15 protein-coding genes are annotated in these 12,981 nt (G+C 64.8%); 13 read left to right on the forward strand and 2 right to left on the reverse strand.

Features of this window, described 5'->3' with window-relative positions; genetic code table 11:
- Positions 1-34: 34 nt before the first annotated feature.
- Positions 35-325, reverse strand: coding sequence for a helix-turn-helix domain-containing protein (locus BN948_RS00085; protein ID WP_009518863.1), 291 nt, complete (start codon positions 323-325; stop codon positions 35-37).
- A gap of 469 nt (positions 326-794) precedes the next feature.
- Here BN948_RS00085 and BN948_RS00090 point away from each other — a divergent pair, with 469 nt between their 5' ends.
- The 9 genes from BN948_RS00090 to BN948_RS00130 all read left to right on the forward strand — a co-directional run bounded on the left by BN948_RS00090 (position 795) and on the right by BN948_RS00130 (position 8,118).
- Positions 795-1,142: a DUF2958 domain-containing protein gene (locus tag BN948_RS00090; RefSeq protein WP_009518862.1), complete on the forward strand. Its 348-nt coding sequence runs from the start codon at positions 795-797 to the stop codon at positions 1,140-1,142.
- A gap of 356 nt (positions 1,143-1,498) precedes the next feature.
- A complete protein-coding gene (locus tag BN948_RS00095; RefSeq protein ID WP_009518861.1) occupies positions 1,499-2,281 on the forward strand; it encodes a DUF2285 domain-containing protein in 783 nt (260 codons plus the stop codon).
- Between the two features lie 83 nt (positions 2,282-2,364).
- Entirely contained in the window at positions 2,365-2,655 is a 291-nt protein-coding gene (locus tag BN948_RS00100) for a helix-turn-helix transcriptional regulator (RefSeq protein ID WP_009518860.1), read from the forward strand.
- A gap of 14 nt (positions 2,656-2,669) precedes the next feature.
- Positions 2,670-3,509, forward strand: a complete 840-nt coding sequence (locus BN948_RS00105) for a replication initiator protein A (protein WP_009518858.1) — start codon at positions 2,670-2,672, stop codon at positions 3,507-3,509.
- Between the two features lie 289 nt (positions 3,510-3,798).
- On the forward strand, positions 3,799-4,437 hold the full coding sequence (gene parA / locus BN948_RS00110) for a ParA family partition ATPase (protein WP_009518857.1): 639 nt from the start codon (positions 3,799-3,801) through the stop codon (positions 4,435-4,437).
- Positions 4,434-4,676 carry a hypothetical protein gene (locus BN948_RS00115; RefSeq protein ID WP_009518856.1) on the forward strand — a complete coding sequence of 81 codons (243 nt, stop codon included), beginning with the start codon at positions 4,434-4,436 and terminating at the stop codon, positions 4,674-4,676. The genes parA and BN948_RS00115 overlap by 4 nt, the downstream gene beginning before the upstream one ends.
- On the forward strand, positions 4,673-5,206 hold the full coding sequence (locus tag BN948_RS00120; RefSeq protein WP_009518855.1) for a DUF2840 domain-containing protein: 534 nt from the start codon (positions 4,673-4,675) through the stop codon (positions 5,204-5,206). The genes BN948_RS00115 and BN948_RS00120 overlap by 4 nt, the downstream gene beginning before the upstream one ends.
- A gap of 2 nt (positions 5,207-5,208) precedes the next feature.
- Positions 5,209-5,763, forward strand: a complete 555-nt coding sequence (locus BN948_RS00125; RefSeq protein WP_425444239.1) for a S26 family signal peptidase — start codon at positions 5,209-5,211, stop codon at positions 5,761-5,763.
- Between the two features lie 402 nt (positions 5,764-6,165).
- Entirely contained in the window at positions 6,166-8,118 is a 1,953-nt protein-coding gene (locus tag BN948_RS00130; RefSeq protein WP_009518853.1) for a relaxase/mobilization nuclease and DUF3363 domain-containing protein, read from the forward strand.
- 40 nt (positions 8,119-8,158) lie between these two features.
- Here BN948_RS00130 and BN948_RS25970 read toward each other — a convergent pair whose 3' ends face one another.
- Positions 8,159-9,118: a LysR substrate-binding domain-containing protein gene (locus tag BN948_RS25970; protein WP_009518852.1), complete on the reverse strand. Its 960-nt coding sequence runs from the start codon at positions 9,116-9,118 to the stop codon at positions 8,159-8,161.
- Between the two features lie 274 nt (positions 9,119-9,392).
- Between BN948_RS25970 and BN948_RS25975 the strand changes: the two genes are divergently transcribed.
- The 4 genes from BN948_RS25975 to BN948_RS00145 all read left to right on the forward strand — a co-directional run bounded on the left by BN948_RS25975 (position 9,393) and on the right by BN948_RS00145 (position 12,765).
- A complete protein-coding gene (locus BN948_RS25975) occupies positions 9,393-9,770 on the forward strand; it encodes a cupin domain-containing protein (RefSeq protein ID WP_009518851.1) in 378 nt (125 codons plus the stop codon).
- Positions 9,771-9,890: 120 nt separating this feature from the next.
- Positions 9,891-11,306: an OprO/OprP family phosphate-selective porin gene (locus tag BN948_RS00135; protein ID WP_009518850.1), complete on the forward strand. Its 1,416-nt coding sequence runs from the start codon at positions 9,891-9,893 to the stop codon at positions 11,304-11,306.
- Between the two features lie 254 nt (positions 11,307-11,560).
- Positions 11,561-12,502, forward strand: a complete 942-nt coding sequence (locus BN948_RS25980) for a LysR family transcriptional regulator (protein ID WP_081921843.1) — start codon at positions 11,561-11,563, stop codon at positions 12,500-12,502.
- The gene (locus BN948_RS00145; protein WP_009518848.1) at positions 12,499-12,765 is read left to right on the forward strand and encodes an EexN family lipoprotein; all 267 of its coding nucleotides are present in this window, start codon (positions 12,499-12,501) and stop codon (positions 12,763-12,765) included. Before BN948_RS25980 ends, BN948_RS00145 begins: the two co-directional genes overlap by 4 nt.
- The last annotated feature ends 216 nt before the right edge of the window (positions 12,766-12,981 follow it).

Here is a 12,981-nt window from a genome sequence, read left to right on the forward strand (position 1 = left end):
CGCCCCCGCCCACCGTGGCGGGGCGCTTCTCGCACTACGACTCCGACGCCGCCAGGCGGCGTTCCGTCTCCGCCATCAGCTCGGCCGAACTGCACCCGAGCGCTCGCGCGATCTTGAGGATGAGCGCAAGCGTCGGCATATGCTCACCACGCTCCACCTTGCCCATGTGCGAGCGCTCGACGCCGGCCAGATGCGCCAGCGCCTCCTGCGCCACGCCATGCTCCGTGCGCAGCGCACGCACCGCCTCGCCGAAAGCCCGTGCCGGCTCGGCCTCGAAGGTGGTGGCGCCGGTTGGCCGGCCGCGCTGGATTGGACGCTTCTGCATGCATAGAAGCGTCGATTCACGGCACAATTAAAACCACGTTAAAGATAACTCTTTCCTCGCTTTTGCCCTACGATTCGAGCACTTGCTGCTGGCCCGCTCGGCCGGCTTTGGGTGGATGCGCAAAGGCGGATTGCCGCCTTCGTGCTTCCGTGGATTCGGTGATTGCCGCGAGTACGGTTCCGTGAGCTTCTGCAAATCCGCTTCGCCTGCTCCGAGGCTTTTCGTACTTCCGCAAATCCGGCTTTGCGGATTGGCGTGCAAGCACATGCGTGCTTCGTCGGCTTCGTGCGGATCAGTACCGCTTCCCCGGTTCTCCCCACAGCGAACAAGCACGCGAGCCTGGCGCACGCCGCTTGCCGTCAACCCCGGCCCGCACCGAACCGTGTTGGGGTATGACGGCCGCGCTGGCCGCGTGCGCCCTGTGTCGCCTCGCTCCGCCGTGGAGCGAACCCTTCAAGAGGAAGCGACCATGAAGACACTCATTACCGACGAACAACGCGCGCAACTGCTCGCCAACGGCCGCGCACGCGCCGAAGGCGCGGGCATCGACCCGCTGCCGGTGGTCAAGCTGTTCACCCCGGACGCGCACGCGACCTGGCTGCTGACCGAACTCGATCCCGAGGATGGCGACACCGCCTTCGGCCTGTGCGACCTGGGCCTGGGTATGCCGGAGGAAGGCACCGTGCGGCTGTCCGAGCTGGCGTCGATCGTTGGGCCGCTGAAGCTGCCCGTCGAACGCGATCTGTACTTCGTCGCCACGCGCACGCTATCGGAGTACACGCGGCTGGCACAGCGCAACGGGTCGATCATCGACTGACCGGCCCCGCTGGCCCGCGATCGTGGGTCAGCACAGTGCCGCCAAGCGCGGCGCACTGTGTCTATTTCGGTCTGAGTTCAGACCGCCCACGCATCAATCGGCACTCATGCACCGGCGAAGTGCGTGCATGACCAAAACAGTCCTGATTCCCGACGCGGCTTGCGGCACCGTGTCCATTGCTGCGCACCATCATCGTTCGCGCAGCCGTCGCATTCGGACGACCTGTGCAATGCCCTGGAGCCAATCGGTCTTGACACCGCCAGTTTAGCGAGTACCCGTGACGATACGCCGATGAAGCCGTAGCTCCCCCTGACGCCCGTGGCGACGAGCCCTGCTGTCCGACAGGAGGCTGCGTCATGGCAGAGTCCGATCACTGGCACCCCGGTGCCGCTTACCTTTACGTCCTGCACCTGGACGGCCCCGCGTTGGCGTGGGAATACCTGCGCCGCCACCCCGACTACCGGCGCGACTGGCTGCGCCGTCGCCGTCATCCCGGAGCGGCGCAGCACTGGGGCCTGCGCCTGCTGGAAGACCCGGCCCTGGATGCGCGCGACGCGCACCCGGCCTGGTTCCCCGATCACGACAGCGTGGTGCAGCTCTATCCCGATGCGGACCCGCCGCCCGATGCCGCACGCTTTGCGTTCTGGCATCTGCCGGGCCGCAAGCAACTGATCCACGACGGGCGGCGGCTGGTGCTCGCCACCCGCTGGGCCGGCTGCTGTCTGCGCCTGGCCTTCGCGTCCGATCTGGCGGATGGCATGGCCTACGCCTATGCCATGCGTGCATCGCCTGATCCCTGTTCCCGTTGCCGCGCACTGGTGGGAGAACTGGACAAACTGGTGGCGGTCGCGCCGACGGCACTGGCCGGGGCACGCCCTTCGACGACCGCGCTGTTGGAACTGCGCACCTTGCAGGCGCTCGACGGCACGCTGGCCGGTGCATCCCTGCGCGCCGTGGCTGACGTGCTGTTCGGCACTGCGGCGGTCGCCAAGGACTGGCACGCCGACGGCGCGCTGCGTGCCCGCGTGCGCCGCCTGGTGCGGCGGGGCCAGACCTTGATGCGCGGCGGCTACCGCCGTCTCGCGCAGCTTCATCCACACACGCAGGGACGTTTCGCATCCTTCGCAAAACGTCCCTGAGCACAGCGCCTTTCTTTTCTGAGACTGCCTCCATCCGGCCGCGCTGTCGCGGTCGGCGATTCAGACCGATGGAGGTTCACGCCATGAGACCCGCACCGCTGCGGCCGCAAGCCGCTCCCGCTGTCACGCAACAACCCGCCCAGCCTTCGCGCTACCTGACCAACGACGAAGCCGCCGACTACCTGCGCTTGTCGCCGCGCACGCTGGAGAAGCAGCGCGTCATCGGCGGCGGCCCGCGCTTTCGCAAGTTCGGCCGCCGCGTGATGTATTCGGTGGCCGACCTCGATGCCTGGGCCGACGCGCGCAGCTTCGAGGCCACGTCCGACCCCGAGTACGCCGAGCGCCACGCCGGTGACTACCGCGATGGCCGCTGACGACCGGCGCGCGGATGGTTCTCGTCGTGTCCAGCTCGGAGAAAGAGCGCGAACAGCTCGACCTGTTCCGCGCGCTGCCGGGCGACATGGCGCCGCGCGACGCACAAGACATGATGGCCTATCCGTTCTTCTCGCTGGCCAAGTCGCGGCGCACGGCGCCGATCGACTTCCGCTCCGGCGGCGTCACCGTGCGCGTGGAAGGCACACAGGAGCACGGCATCGCCACCATCTGGGATGCCGACATCCTCATCTGGGCCGCCAGCCAGATCGTCGAAGCGCGCGACTCAGGTCTGCGCCCGTCGCGCAGGATGCAGGCCACGCCCTACGAGATCCTGCGCTTCATCGGGCGCGGCACGTCGCTGCGCGACTACCAGCGCCTCAAGGCTGCACTGGATCGCCTGCAATCAACCACGATTGCCACGTCGATCCGCGAGACCACGGGGCGGCGCCTGCATCGCTTCTCGTGGATCAACGAATGGAAGGAGCGCACGGACGCCAGGGGCGCGCCGCTCGGCCTCGAACTCATCCTGCCGGACTGGTTCTTTGCTGGCGTGCTGGACGAAGCCTTGGTGCTCACCATCGACCCGGCCTACTTCAAGCTCACCGGCGGCATCGAGCGCTGGCTGTACCGCCTGGTGCGCAAGCACGGCGGCAAGCAGCGCGACGGCTGGCAGTTCGACTTCCCCTACCTGTATCGCAAGTCGGGCAGCCTGGCGCAGCCTCGCGACTTCGCCCGCGACCTGCGCACGTTGGCTGCTCGGCAATCGCTGCCTGGCTATGTGCTGTCCGTCGAGCGCTGGCCCGGCACGCCGGAGATTCTGGCCTTCCGCCCCGTGCCGTCCACGGCACGTTGATAACTGCGGGGATGAAAACGGGACAAGCTGTGAATGGGCTCGTGCTATCGGGCGCGCCGGGACTCGTGCTATCAGGCGCACCCCTATCGTGCTATCAGGCGCGCGAATCGCGCCTAACTTCAGCGGCCACAAGGATTTTTCCGGCCCTTAACTTTATATCTAACTTTAGAAGCTATCTAACGAGTAACAAGACCTTGCTATTGGGCCGGTGGATAACCGCTGAAGGTCAACAGCAAAGGCGTTTTTCAGGCCGTTCATCGAGCCGCTTTCCGCAACGGAGGGCTGCGCCATGATCGTCGCCTTGCTCAACCAGAAAGGCGGTGTCGGCAAGACCACGCTCGCCACCCACATCGCGGGTGAACTCGCGCTGCGCGGTCAACAGGTCATCCTGCTGGACGCCGACCCGCAGGGTTCATCACTGGACTGGACGCAGCGACGCAGCCAGCAGGGGCTACCACGGCTGTTCAGCGCCGTGGGCCTCGCACGCGAAACGCTGCACCAGGAAGCGCCGGAGCTGGCACGCCGCTGCGATCACATTGTCATCGACGGCCCGCCACGCATCGCCGCACTCGCGCGCTCCGCGCTGCTGGCGGCCGACCGCGTGCTGGTGCCGGTGCAACCGAGTCCCTACGACCTGTGGGCCAGCGCCGAGATGGTGGCATTGATCCGCGAGGCGCAACTGTTCAGGCCAGCGCTTCGCGCGGCCTTCGTCATCAACCGGCGTGTGGTGCGCACCGTCATCGGACGCGAAGCGCGTGGCGCACTCGCCGAGCAGCCGCTGCCCGCACTGCACGCGGAAATCCGCCAGCGCATCGTCTTCGCCGACAGCGTGGCCGCTGGGCGGCTTGCACGAGAAACCGCGCCAGACAGCGCTGCTGCACGCGAGATCACGGCGCTGACCGACGAGCTGCTGAGGTGGTCGCCATGAGTAGCAAGCGCATCGCCATCGGCGTGCGACCGCCGGCGAATCCGCAGGCCGAGGCCTGGATTCGCCAAGGCGACGCCAACGGCGTCCAGAAAAGCGACCTCTACACCGCGCGCCTGACCCTCGATGTAACGCCCTCCATGCGCGCCCGCATCAAGGTATCGGCCTTCACGCAGGGCGTGACGGTAGCCGAGCTGCTGCGTGCGCTGCTGGAACGCGAGTTCCCGGAGCACACGCCATGAACCCCGCCACGCAGGCGGTCATGGCTGCGCCACCGTCTTCACCGCAGCCGCTCGCATCACTCGACAGCCGCGTGCCGCTCACGCGCGTGTCGCTCGCCTACATCGAGCAGCGCATCAATCTCTATCTGCGCTTCGGCCATCCAGCTCGCACCGTGCAGCTCGACCGCTGGCGGCGCTGCGCGGTGTTCCTGCCGGCGGCGGTCTTTTGCCGCATCCGCTGGGAATCGAACGACTACGGCACCGTGCGCTGGCAGCTCCTGGTGCTGCAAGCCTGCACGCCGCTGGATGCCATGCAGAACATCCCCGGCATTCGTCCTGGTGCGCGCCTGCTGCTGCACGCCGAAGGCGAACAGAAAACGCGATCCGTGCTCGCACGGATCGACGCCATCGAAGCGCTGGGCATCGACCCCGCCGACGTGTCGCCCGCGTACTGGCGCACGCTCGGCAACCGTCTCGCCGCACGCCTGCCGCTGCCGGACTACACCGCCGAACGTCATGCGGCCTGGCTGGCCGGGAGGGCACTGCAATGAACATCACGACCGTCACCACAAGCGCCGTTCCTCGCTCGCGCCATCGCGCGCGCCTCGCACTGGCTGCACTCGCTGCCTGCGGCCTCGCTGCGCTGGCCTGGGCGGCCTTCGTGCAGCCATCGGCGCGCATCGTCTACAACCCGTCCGACAGCGTGCCGGTCGGCTGGTATCGCATCGAACCGGCGCACGCGCTGCACGTTGGCAGCATCGTGCTGACCACCTTGCCGGCAGACGCCGCCGCGCTCGCCGCGCAGCGCGGCTATCTGCCGTCGCACGTTCCGCTGCTCAAACGTGTTGGCGCGGTCGCGCCGCAACACGTCTGCATCGTGAATGGCATCGTGCGTATCGACGGCGTGCCCATAGCCGCCGTGCTGCGCACCGATCGCTGGGGCCGGCCGCTGTCATCCTGGCCACAGTGCCGTCCGCTCGCCGATGATGAGCTGTTCCTCCTGAGCAACACCAACCCGGCATCGTTCGACAGCCGTTACTTCGGGCCGGTCAGCGCCGTCGCCGTGCTCGGCGTGGCGCGACCGATCCGCCTGGAGCCACAGCCGTGACGGCGCACAGCAGCGCGCCGTTCGGCATGTCGTTCCCGTGTTCAGGCCGGTGCAGCGCGTGTGCGTTCGCACCGCGCAGCAACCGGCATTCCCCCGTGCAGACAGCTTGCCCTGAGCGCGCCATGCCGCAGGCATGGCGGGCGCTCGCCGGCGGCCAAGCTGCGCTATGCGCAGCGCCGCCGGGGCATCGCCCCCCCCCGTGCCGTCAGGCCGGGGGAAGATGCAGGGCAAGATTGAAGGGTGCGGCACCACGGTGCGCACAAAGCCAGTCTGCACGTGGGGTTGGCGCGGCACGCGCCCTATCGCGGCACCGTGCCGCGAGCAGCGTCAATGCCGCACGGGCATTGGCGAAACCGCGTGCATCACGCCCTGTGGTGCGCTGCACTTCGCCGGAGCTGCCGCATGAGCCGGCGCAGCAATGACGACGCCGACCGCTTCCGCCTGCGCCCCGGCGCGCCGAAGCAGCGCGGCGATGCCTTCGTCTCCAAGGTGCTGCGCCAGGCCAGCAAAGCGGCCAATGCCACCGGCGGCAAACGCGGCAAGGCACCCGGTTCGCGGTTGGGGCGCGGCCACGTCGCCGCGCGCTTCACCGGGCAGTCGCTGTCCGCGACCTCGCGCCGCGCCACCGTCAAGGTGCGGTTGGTGTATCTCAAGCAGGCCGGCGCGCGTTCGACCATCACGCACCTGCGCTACATCGAGCGCGAAGGCGTCGGCCGCGACGGCGAGCCGGGGCAGGCGTACAGCACGACCACCGACGACGCCGACCTGGCCGCCTTCGAGGAACGTGGCCGCGAGGACCGTCACCAGTTCCGCTTCATCGTCTCGCCGGAAGATGCCGCCGAGCTGGAAGACCTGCGGCGCTACACCCGCGACCTGATGACCCGCATGGAAGCCGACCTGGGCACGAAGCTCGATTGGGTGGCGGTGGACCACTGGAACACCGACAACCCGCACACCCATGTCGTCTTGCGCGGCAAGGACGACACCGGCAAAGACCTCATCATCTCGCAGGAGTACATCACGCGCGGCATGCGCGAACGTGCCGCCGAACTCGCCACCGAATGGCTCGGGCCTCGCACCGAGCTGGAGATCCAGCGCAGCATGGCGCGCGAGGTGGAACAGGAACGGTGGACGGGGTTGGACCGTACCCTACAGCGTGAAGCGGCGGACGGCCTGGTGCATGTCGAACACTTCAACGAACCCCGGCTGCAACGCCAGCGCCTGCTGCTGGTTGGCCGCCTGCAACGCTTGCAGCGCATGGGACTAGCGAGTGAAAGCCAGCCTGGTGTGTGGGCCGTTCATGCCGACGCGGAACCAACGCTGCGCGCGATGGGCGAGCGCGGCGACATCATCCGCACCATGCAACGGGCCATGAGCGGCCAGCCGCGCGAGCTGGCTGTCTTCGAGCCAGGTGAGGACGGCCGAACCGTCATCGGCCGGGTGGCCGCCAAGGGGCTGGCCGACGAACTGCTCGACCGGGGCTATCTGATCATCGACGGCGTGGATGGCAAGGCCCACTATGTCGCGCTCAACGCCCGCGACGCACCCGGCAACTACCCGACCGGCGCTGTGGTGGAAGTGCACGGTTCCGCCGAGGTGCGGACGGCGGACAGGAACATCGCCGCGCTGGCGAGCGATGGGCTGTATCGCACCGATCATCACCTGGCGATTGCACAAGGTCAGGCGCAGGCCGGCCGCGATCCGCAGGAAGTCGTTGCGGCCCATGTCCGTCGGCTGGAAGCCCTGCGCCGGGCCGGTATCGTGGAGCGTGTGGCCGAGGGGCTGTGGAAGGTGCCGGACGATCTGCCCGCACGCGGGCATCAGTATGACGCGCAGCGCCTGGGCGGCGTGGCCGTGGAGTTGAAATCGCACCTGCCCATCGAGCGGCAGGCTCACGTGATCGGGGCTACCTGGCTGGATCAGCAGTTGATCGGTGGCGGCAAGAGATTTGGAGATTTTGGCTTTGGCAGCGAGGTCAAGGACGCGCTACAGAATCGGGCAGATTTCCTGGCCAAACAGGGACTGGCCGAGCGGCGCGGCCAGCGGGTGATCCTGGCGCGCAACCTGCTGGCGACGCTGCGCAATCGGGAACTGACGCAGGCCGCGCAGGACATTGCCACCGAAACCGGGCTGGAGCATCGCTCAGTGGCCGACGGGCAGCGCGTGGCCGGCATCTATCGGCGCAGCATCATACTTGCCAGCGGGCGCTATGCGATGCTCGATGACGGCATTGGGTTCCGTCTGGTCCCGTGGCGGCCGGTGATCGAACAGAGACTGGGACAGCAGATCGCCGCCACGGTGCGAGGCGGTGGCGTGTCGTGGGAAATCGGACGTACCAAGGGCATATCCGTCTAGTGTCGGATGCCCCATGCAGCTCCACGTCTCGAAGCCGGCGTCAATCGCGCGGCGGGTGGCCTGCTGATCGCCGAGCGCTTCCGTTTGTGTTCGCACGCCCTAGCACGATCTCAACTTGACGCGCCAGATCAGCTTCCTGGTGCAACCAAGCGCGAAAAGCTAGAAGTGCCGGATCTTCCTTTCGAATAGCGCGGTATTCTAGAAGCCAACTCCCGACTGTGTGCGCGACGATCGGGAATGGCGCGACCAACCGGCCCGCTGCCAGGGCGTCGCTGACGTAAGGGATTTGAGCGATAGCGACTCCGACCCCGTCGAGCGCTGCCTGCATCGCCATGACATTGCTCTCGAACGACACTTCACTGGCGGGGTGCACGGGAGAACGCAAGCCCGCAGCCTCGAACCAGTACGGCCATTCATTGGGCATGTCGGACACGACGATGAGAATCGCGTCGCGCAAATCGTCAGGCGAGCGCAGCGTCGATGCGAGTTTAGGGGTGCAGACCGGCACGACGGCGCTCGGGAATAGGCGTTCTGCATCGTAGCCTGGCAACGCGTCGGTATCGCGTCGGATAGTGCAGGTCCAGTCATCGCGTACCGGACGAGTTGCGCCACCCGTCGCCATGCGCACTTCGACGTCGGGATGGCTGCGATAGAAGCTTGCCAGTCGCGGGATCAACCAAGTGATCGCCAAGGTTGGACCGACTCCAACCGTCAGCACCGGGCCACTACGCATTGCCGTAACGCTTTCGGTGAGCCGGGCAATGGAATCGAAAGCATCAGTCAGACCGGACAGCAGCGCCTGCCCTTGCGCCGTCAGTTCAAGCGCGTTCGCATGTCGCAGAAACAGAGGAAAGCCAAAACGATCTTCCAGCAGACGGACCAAGCGACTTACCGCAGTTTGGGTGACGTTCAGCTCTCTTGCCGCGGCAGTGAAACTGCCATGCCGGCCAGCCGCCTCAAAAGCCCGCAGTCCGTTCAGCGAGGGCAACTGTCGCATCATGTGAGACCCCAATTTTTTCTTGGGGGAATGGTAAGTTAAAGTCGTTTGTCTGACAATGCCTACTACCTTAATATGCCTTGAAAGAATCAAATTTCTTACGGAGGCTCACATGCACTACTTCGCTAATTCAGGCTCTGTTTTCAACTGGCTATCGCCAGCGCAATGTCCGGTTCCAGTCGGACCCGGCCTTTGGGCATCTCTGAAGGTTGGGAGGCAATGTGTGACCAAAGGCGCTCTCTTCAGCATCGTCATTGCGATAACAGGAGTTTTATGTATGGCTTACACCCAACCGGCCTCCGCTCAGGAAAGGCGAATCGGCGTGATCCCGCATGCGCCGCTGCTGAAGACAGCCGTGCCCGATACGGCTAACCAGGAAGTCGCCGTCTATCACGTCGAATATGAGCCGGGTGGCATCAATCCACGGCACCTTCATCCGGCTGCGGTCACCTTCCACATCCTTTCCGGCACTGGCATCTGGCAGGAGGAAGGTGAACCGCCAGTCACTCTACGCGCTGGCGACAGTCTGCTCGTTCCGGCCGGCACCATTCATGCTCACTGGAATCCGAGTTCAACGGAGAGACTCCGCTTTCTCGAATTCATCGTGGCTGAAAAGGACAAAGGGCGGTCCATTCCAAAACCATTGGAAGACTAGCGTGTGTCGGGGACTGGGCAATTCAGTACGAGCAGGATCTTCGTGAGCAGGCACATTAAGCGAAGTGGTTTGGAACCTGCACCGGACCATTCTTGTCCTCGCCCGCGTAAATGTAATTGCGTGAAACGATGCGGAATCTTCACGGCGACGGCGATTGTCGCTGCGATCCTCGCCGGCGGACCCGCCGCCGCGCAGGATTCCGCCAGCGCCCGGCTGGAGGCGCTGAAGGCGGAAATCAGCAAGCTGCAGAACGAAGTCGCGACCCTGAAAGGGGACGTTGCGGAGGGGCGGGAAGAAGCCAGAGGGGCCGCCGAACAGGTGGTTGCGGCCAGAACGGCGACGCCCGCCGACGCACCTAGCGTCCGGGTGTCCTCCAGCAACCGGCCGACGATCTGTAGCCCCGACGGACGAAACTGCATCTCTCTCACGAGCCGCCTGCAGCTCGACTTCGGCGGTTACAACTACCGGCCGAACACCATAGCCACGACGCCGCAGGACCTTGTCGGCGGCGCGATCGCGCGCCGAGCGCAGTTTGGCGTTATCGGCACGTTCCTGGACGACTGGGAGTACAACCTCGTCTTTGAGGGCGGCGGGTCCGGCGGCGCCACCAGCGCGGTCTTCGACAAAGGTTACCTTACCTATAGCGGTTTCAAACCATTCAAGATCTGGGGCGGCATTCTCAGCGTGCCTTACATGCTCGACCGAGCGACAAGTAACAACAACATCACCTTTATGGAGCGAGCCGCGCCCGTGGAAGTCGCCGCCGGCATCGGCGGAGCCACGCGTTCCGCTTTCGGCATTACCGCCAACGACCGGCAATGGTGGGCCGGCGCCTTCCTGACGGGACCGGCCTCCGGCAGGACATCGCACGATGCAAGGCAGACCGCCGCGACCGGACGGGTGGTGTTCCTGCCGGTTCTGACCGACAGCGCCTCGCTCCTGATCGGCGGCGACGTGCAGTACCTGTTCGATGCGCCGACGGGCGCCTCGGAACTGAACCTGCGAGACCGGATTGAGATGCGCATCGACGGCAACCGCATCTTGGGCACCGGTCCTCTTCCGATCGACTCCGCGCGCGTCTTGAGCGCGGAACTGGCCGGAACACTGGGCAGCTTCCACTTCCAGGGCGAATATTTCGATTTCAACGTCGAGCCGACCCCCGGCAACGGGCCCAGCCTCGACTTCAGTGGTTACTACATCCAGGGTGGCTACATCCTCACCGGCGAGAAGCGAAGCTACAGCGCAAGCTCCGGCTCTTATGGGAGCGTTGCGCCAAGTCGTCCCTTCGACTGGAGGATGGGCGACTGGGGCGCATGGGAGATTGCTGCGCGCTACAGCATGATTGATCTCAACGACAGGGACATCTTCGGCGGCCGGCAGGAGAACCTCACGCTCGGCCTGAACTGGTATGTGAACAGCAACATCCGCTTCATGCTTAATTACATCAACGGCACGGTGGACAAGCGAACGGGTGGCGGTGGCGACATTGGCGCGAGGTACCAAGCCGTTGGTGCCCGCACGCAGATCGCGTTCTGACCTCCATCCACGAAAGACCAAGGAATGACCGCCGCATCGACGCCTCTTCCTTGACCTACAGCGACGTGCCCCGCGCGAACACGAAGCTGCAACGTTCGCTAGTTCCAGCGCTGGGTTGAGGCGGTGCTGTTGCTCCTCGCACCTCTGACTGGGGACACCATCTTTACGGCTAACGCAAATGATGGCGATCAAGGCTAAGGCTTCCACAACGATCGAAGCAGTCGGTGGTGCTATCACACAAAGGAGATCGTCCAGTGGAATTTCGTCATCTGCGTTGCTTTCTGGCCGTTGCTGAAGAACTCCACTTTGCCCGTGCCGCTGAGCGGCTACACATCGAGCAGTCACCTCTATCACGTGCTATCAAGGAACTGGAAGAGGAGTTGGGCGTGCAGCTCTTTGTGCGCACTACTCGCAGCACGCGCTTGACTCTCGCCGGAAAGCTGTTCCTCAATCACATTCCGCGCGTGTTTGCAGTCCTGGAGCAGGCGCGTGAAAGCGTGAAATCGGCTACCAATGGCTTTCACGGGCAGTTGCGCATTGCTTTGTCTGATGGCATCACACCATCGCGCCTGCCGGCGCTACTGGCACGTTGCCGCGAAGAATATCCAGAAATCGAAATCCGGCTCTTCGAAGTGCCGCTGGATCAGCAGATCAAGGGCCTGCATGATGATCTGTACGACGCGGGCTTTTCCATGGCCGATGAGGCCGGCGACGGCATCATCGTCAATCCAGTTTGGGAAGACCAGTTGATGGTAGCCGTGCCCGCGCGTCATCCCGTGCTGGCTTACAAACGAATTCCGCTGGAAGAAGTGCTGCGCTACCCGATCGTGCTGGGTGATCCCGCAGCATGCGAAGGCCATGCTCGCCAAGTTGATCGCATCCTGCGCCGACAGGAACGGGAGCCGCTGATCGCGCAGCGTGTGGCGACGTTCGACGTGATGATGATGCTGGTATCGGCCGGCTTGGCATTGGGCCTTGCGGGTGGCGCGCACATCGCATTCAGTCGTGAGCTAGGCGTCGTGGCGCGCCCGCTTGCGGGACAGCCACCCTTGTTGACTACTTACCTGCTTCGTAGGGACGCCGAACCGTCGCAGATGCTGGCTCGCTTCATTGAACGGCTGGCGTCCATGGAGTCGAACGATCCTGATTGGCCTGCATCCTCAAAATCTGGTGCTTTGAAGGATATCGAGCTATGAAGAAGATCATCCTGCTTCTGCTCGCTTTGATGCTAACCGCATGCGGTCAGTCAAACCCGATCGCGACCAAGACCACCATTGAAACGGTGGAGTCCCTTGCAGCTAATCCCGAGCGCCTCAAAGAGCTGCGTCAGCAATGCAAGCTGGAACGAGCCAAGCTGGGCAATGAGTTGTGCAACCGGGTTTCTGAGGCAACGCGCAAGCGCTTCTATGGCGACGGCAAGGTGCCGTATACATCACTGGAGAATCCGCCCAAATTTTGATTGTAGGCAGTTCGCCACGAATCATTTAATTTCTGTCAAACACGCCGCAATGCGCCATCGCTTGCGGCTTTTTTTCTGCCTACGCCCCTGCGCGAGTTCTTGCTTTTTGTTCGACCTTTCTCCCGATAACGGTCTTTGACCGGCACTGACCCGGCACCGATCCTGACACCAGCGGCACGTTGAACGCAGTGCGCGCAGGGGAAATCGGAGGCCGGG

The sequence above is a fragment of the Hydrogenophaga intermedia genome (assembly GCF_000723405.1).
Classification (GTDB): Bacteria; Pseudomonadota; Gammaproteobacteria; order Burkholderiales; family Burkholderiaceae_C; genus Hydrogenophaga; species Hydrogenophaga intermedia.

Coding starts and splice junctions, on each gene's coding strand:
- BN948_RS00085 (WP_009518863.1), bottom strand. CDS start 325: ATGCAGAAGCGTCCAATCCAGCGCGGCCGGCCAACCGGCGCCACCACC.
- BN948_RS00090 (WP_009518862.1), top strand. CDS start 795: ATGAAGACACTCATTACCGACGAACAACGCGCGCAACTGCTCGCCAAC.
- BN948_RS00095 (WP_009518861.1), top strand. CDS start 1,499: ATGGCAGAGTCCGATCACTGGCACCCCGGTGCCGCTTACCTTTACGTC.
- BN948_RS00100 (WP_009518860.1), top strand. CDS start 2,365: ATGAGACCCGCACCGCTGCGGCCGCAAGCCGCTCCCGCTGTCACGCAA.
- BN948_RS00105 (WP_009518858.1), top strand. CDS start 2,670: ATGGTTCTCGTCGTGTCCAGCTCGGAGAAAGAGCGCGAACAGCTCGAC.
- parA (WP_009518857.1), top strand. CDS start 3,799: ATGATCGTCGCCTTGCTCAACCAGAAAGGCGGTGTCGGCAAGACCACG.
- BN948_RS00115 (WP_009518856.1), top strand. CDS start 4,434: ATGAGTAGCAAGCGCATCGCCATCGGCGTGCGACCGCCGGCGAATCCG.
- BN948_RS00120 (WP_009518855.1), top strand. CDS start 4,673: ATGAACCCCGCCACGCAGGCGGTCATGGCTGCGCCACCGTCTTCACCG.
- BN948_RS00130 (WP_009518853.1), top strand. CDS start 6,166: ATGAGCCGGCGCAGCAATGACGACGCCGACCGCTTCCGCCTGCGCCCC.
- BN948_RS25970 (WP_009518852.1), bottom strand. CDS start 9,118: ATGATGCGACAGTTGCCCTCGCTGAACGGACTGCGGGCTTTTGAGGCG.
- BN948_RS25975 (WP_009518851.1), top strand. CDS start 9,393: ATGGCTTACACCCAACCGGCCTCCGCTCAGGAAAGGCGAATCGGCGTG.
- BN948_RS00145 (WP_009518848.1), top strand. CDS start 12,499: ATGAAGAAGATCATCCTGCTTCTGCTCGCTTTGATGCTAACCGCATGC.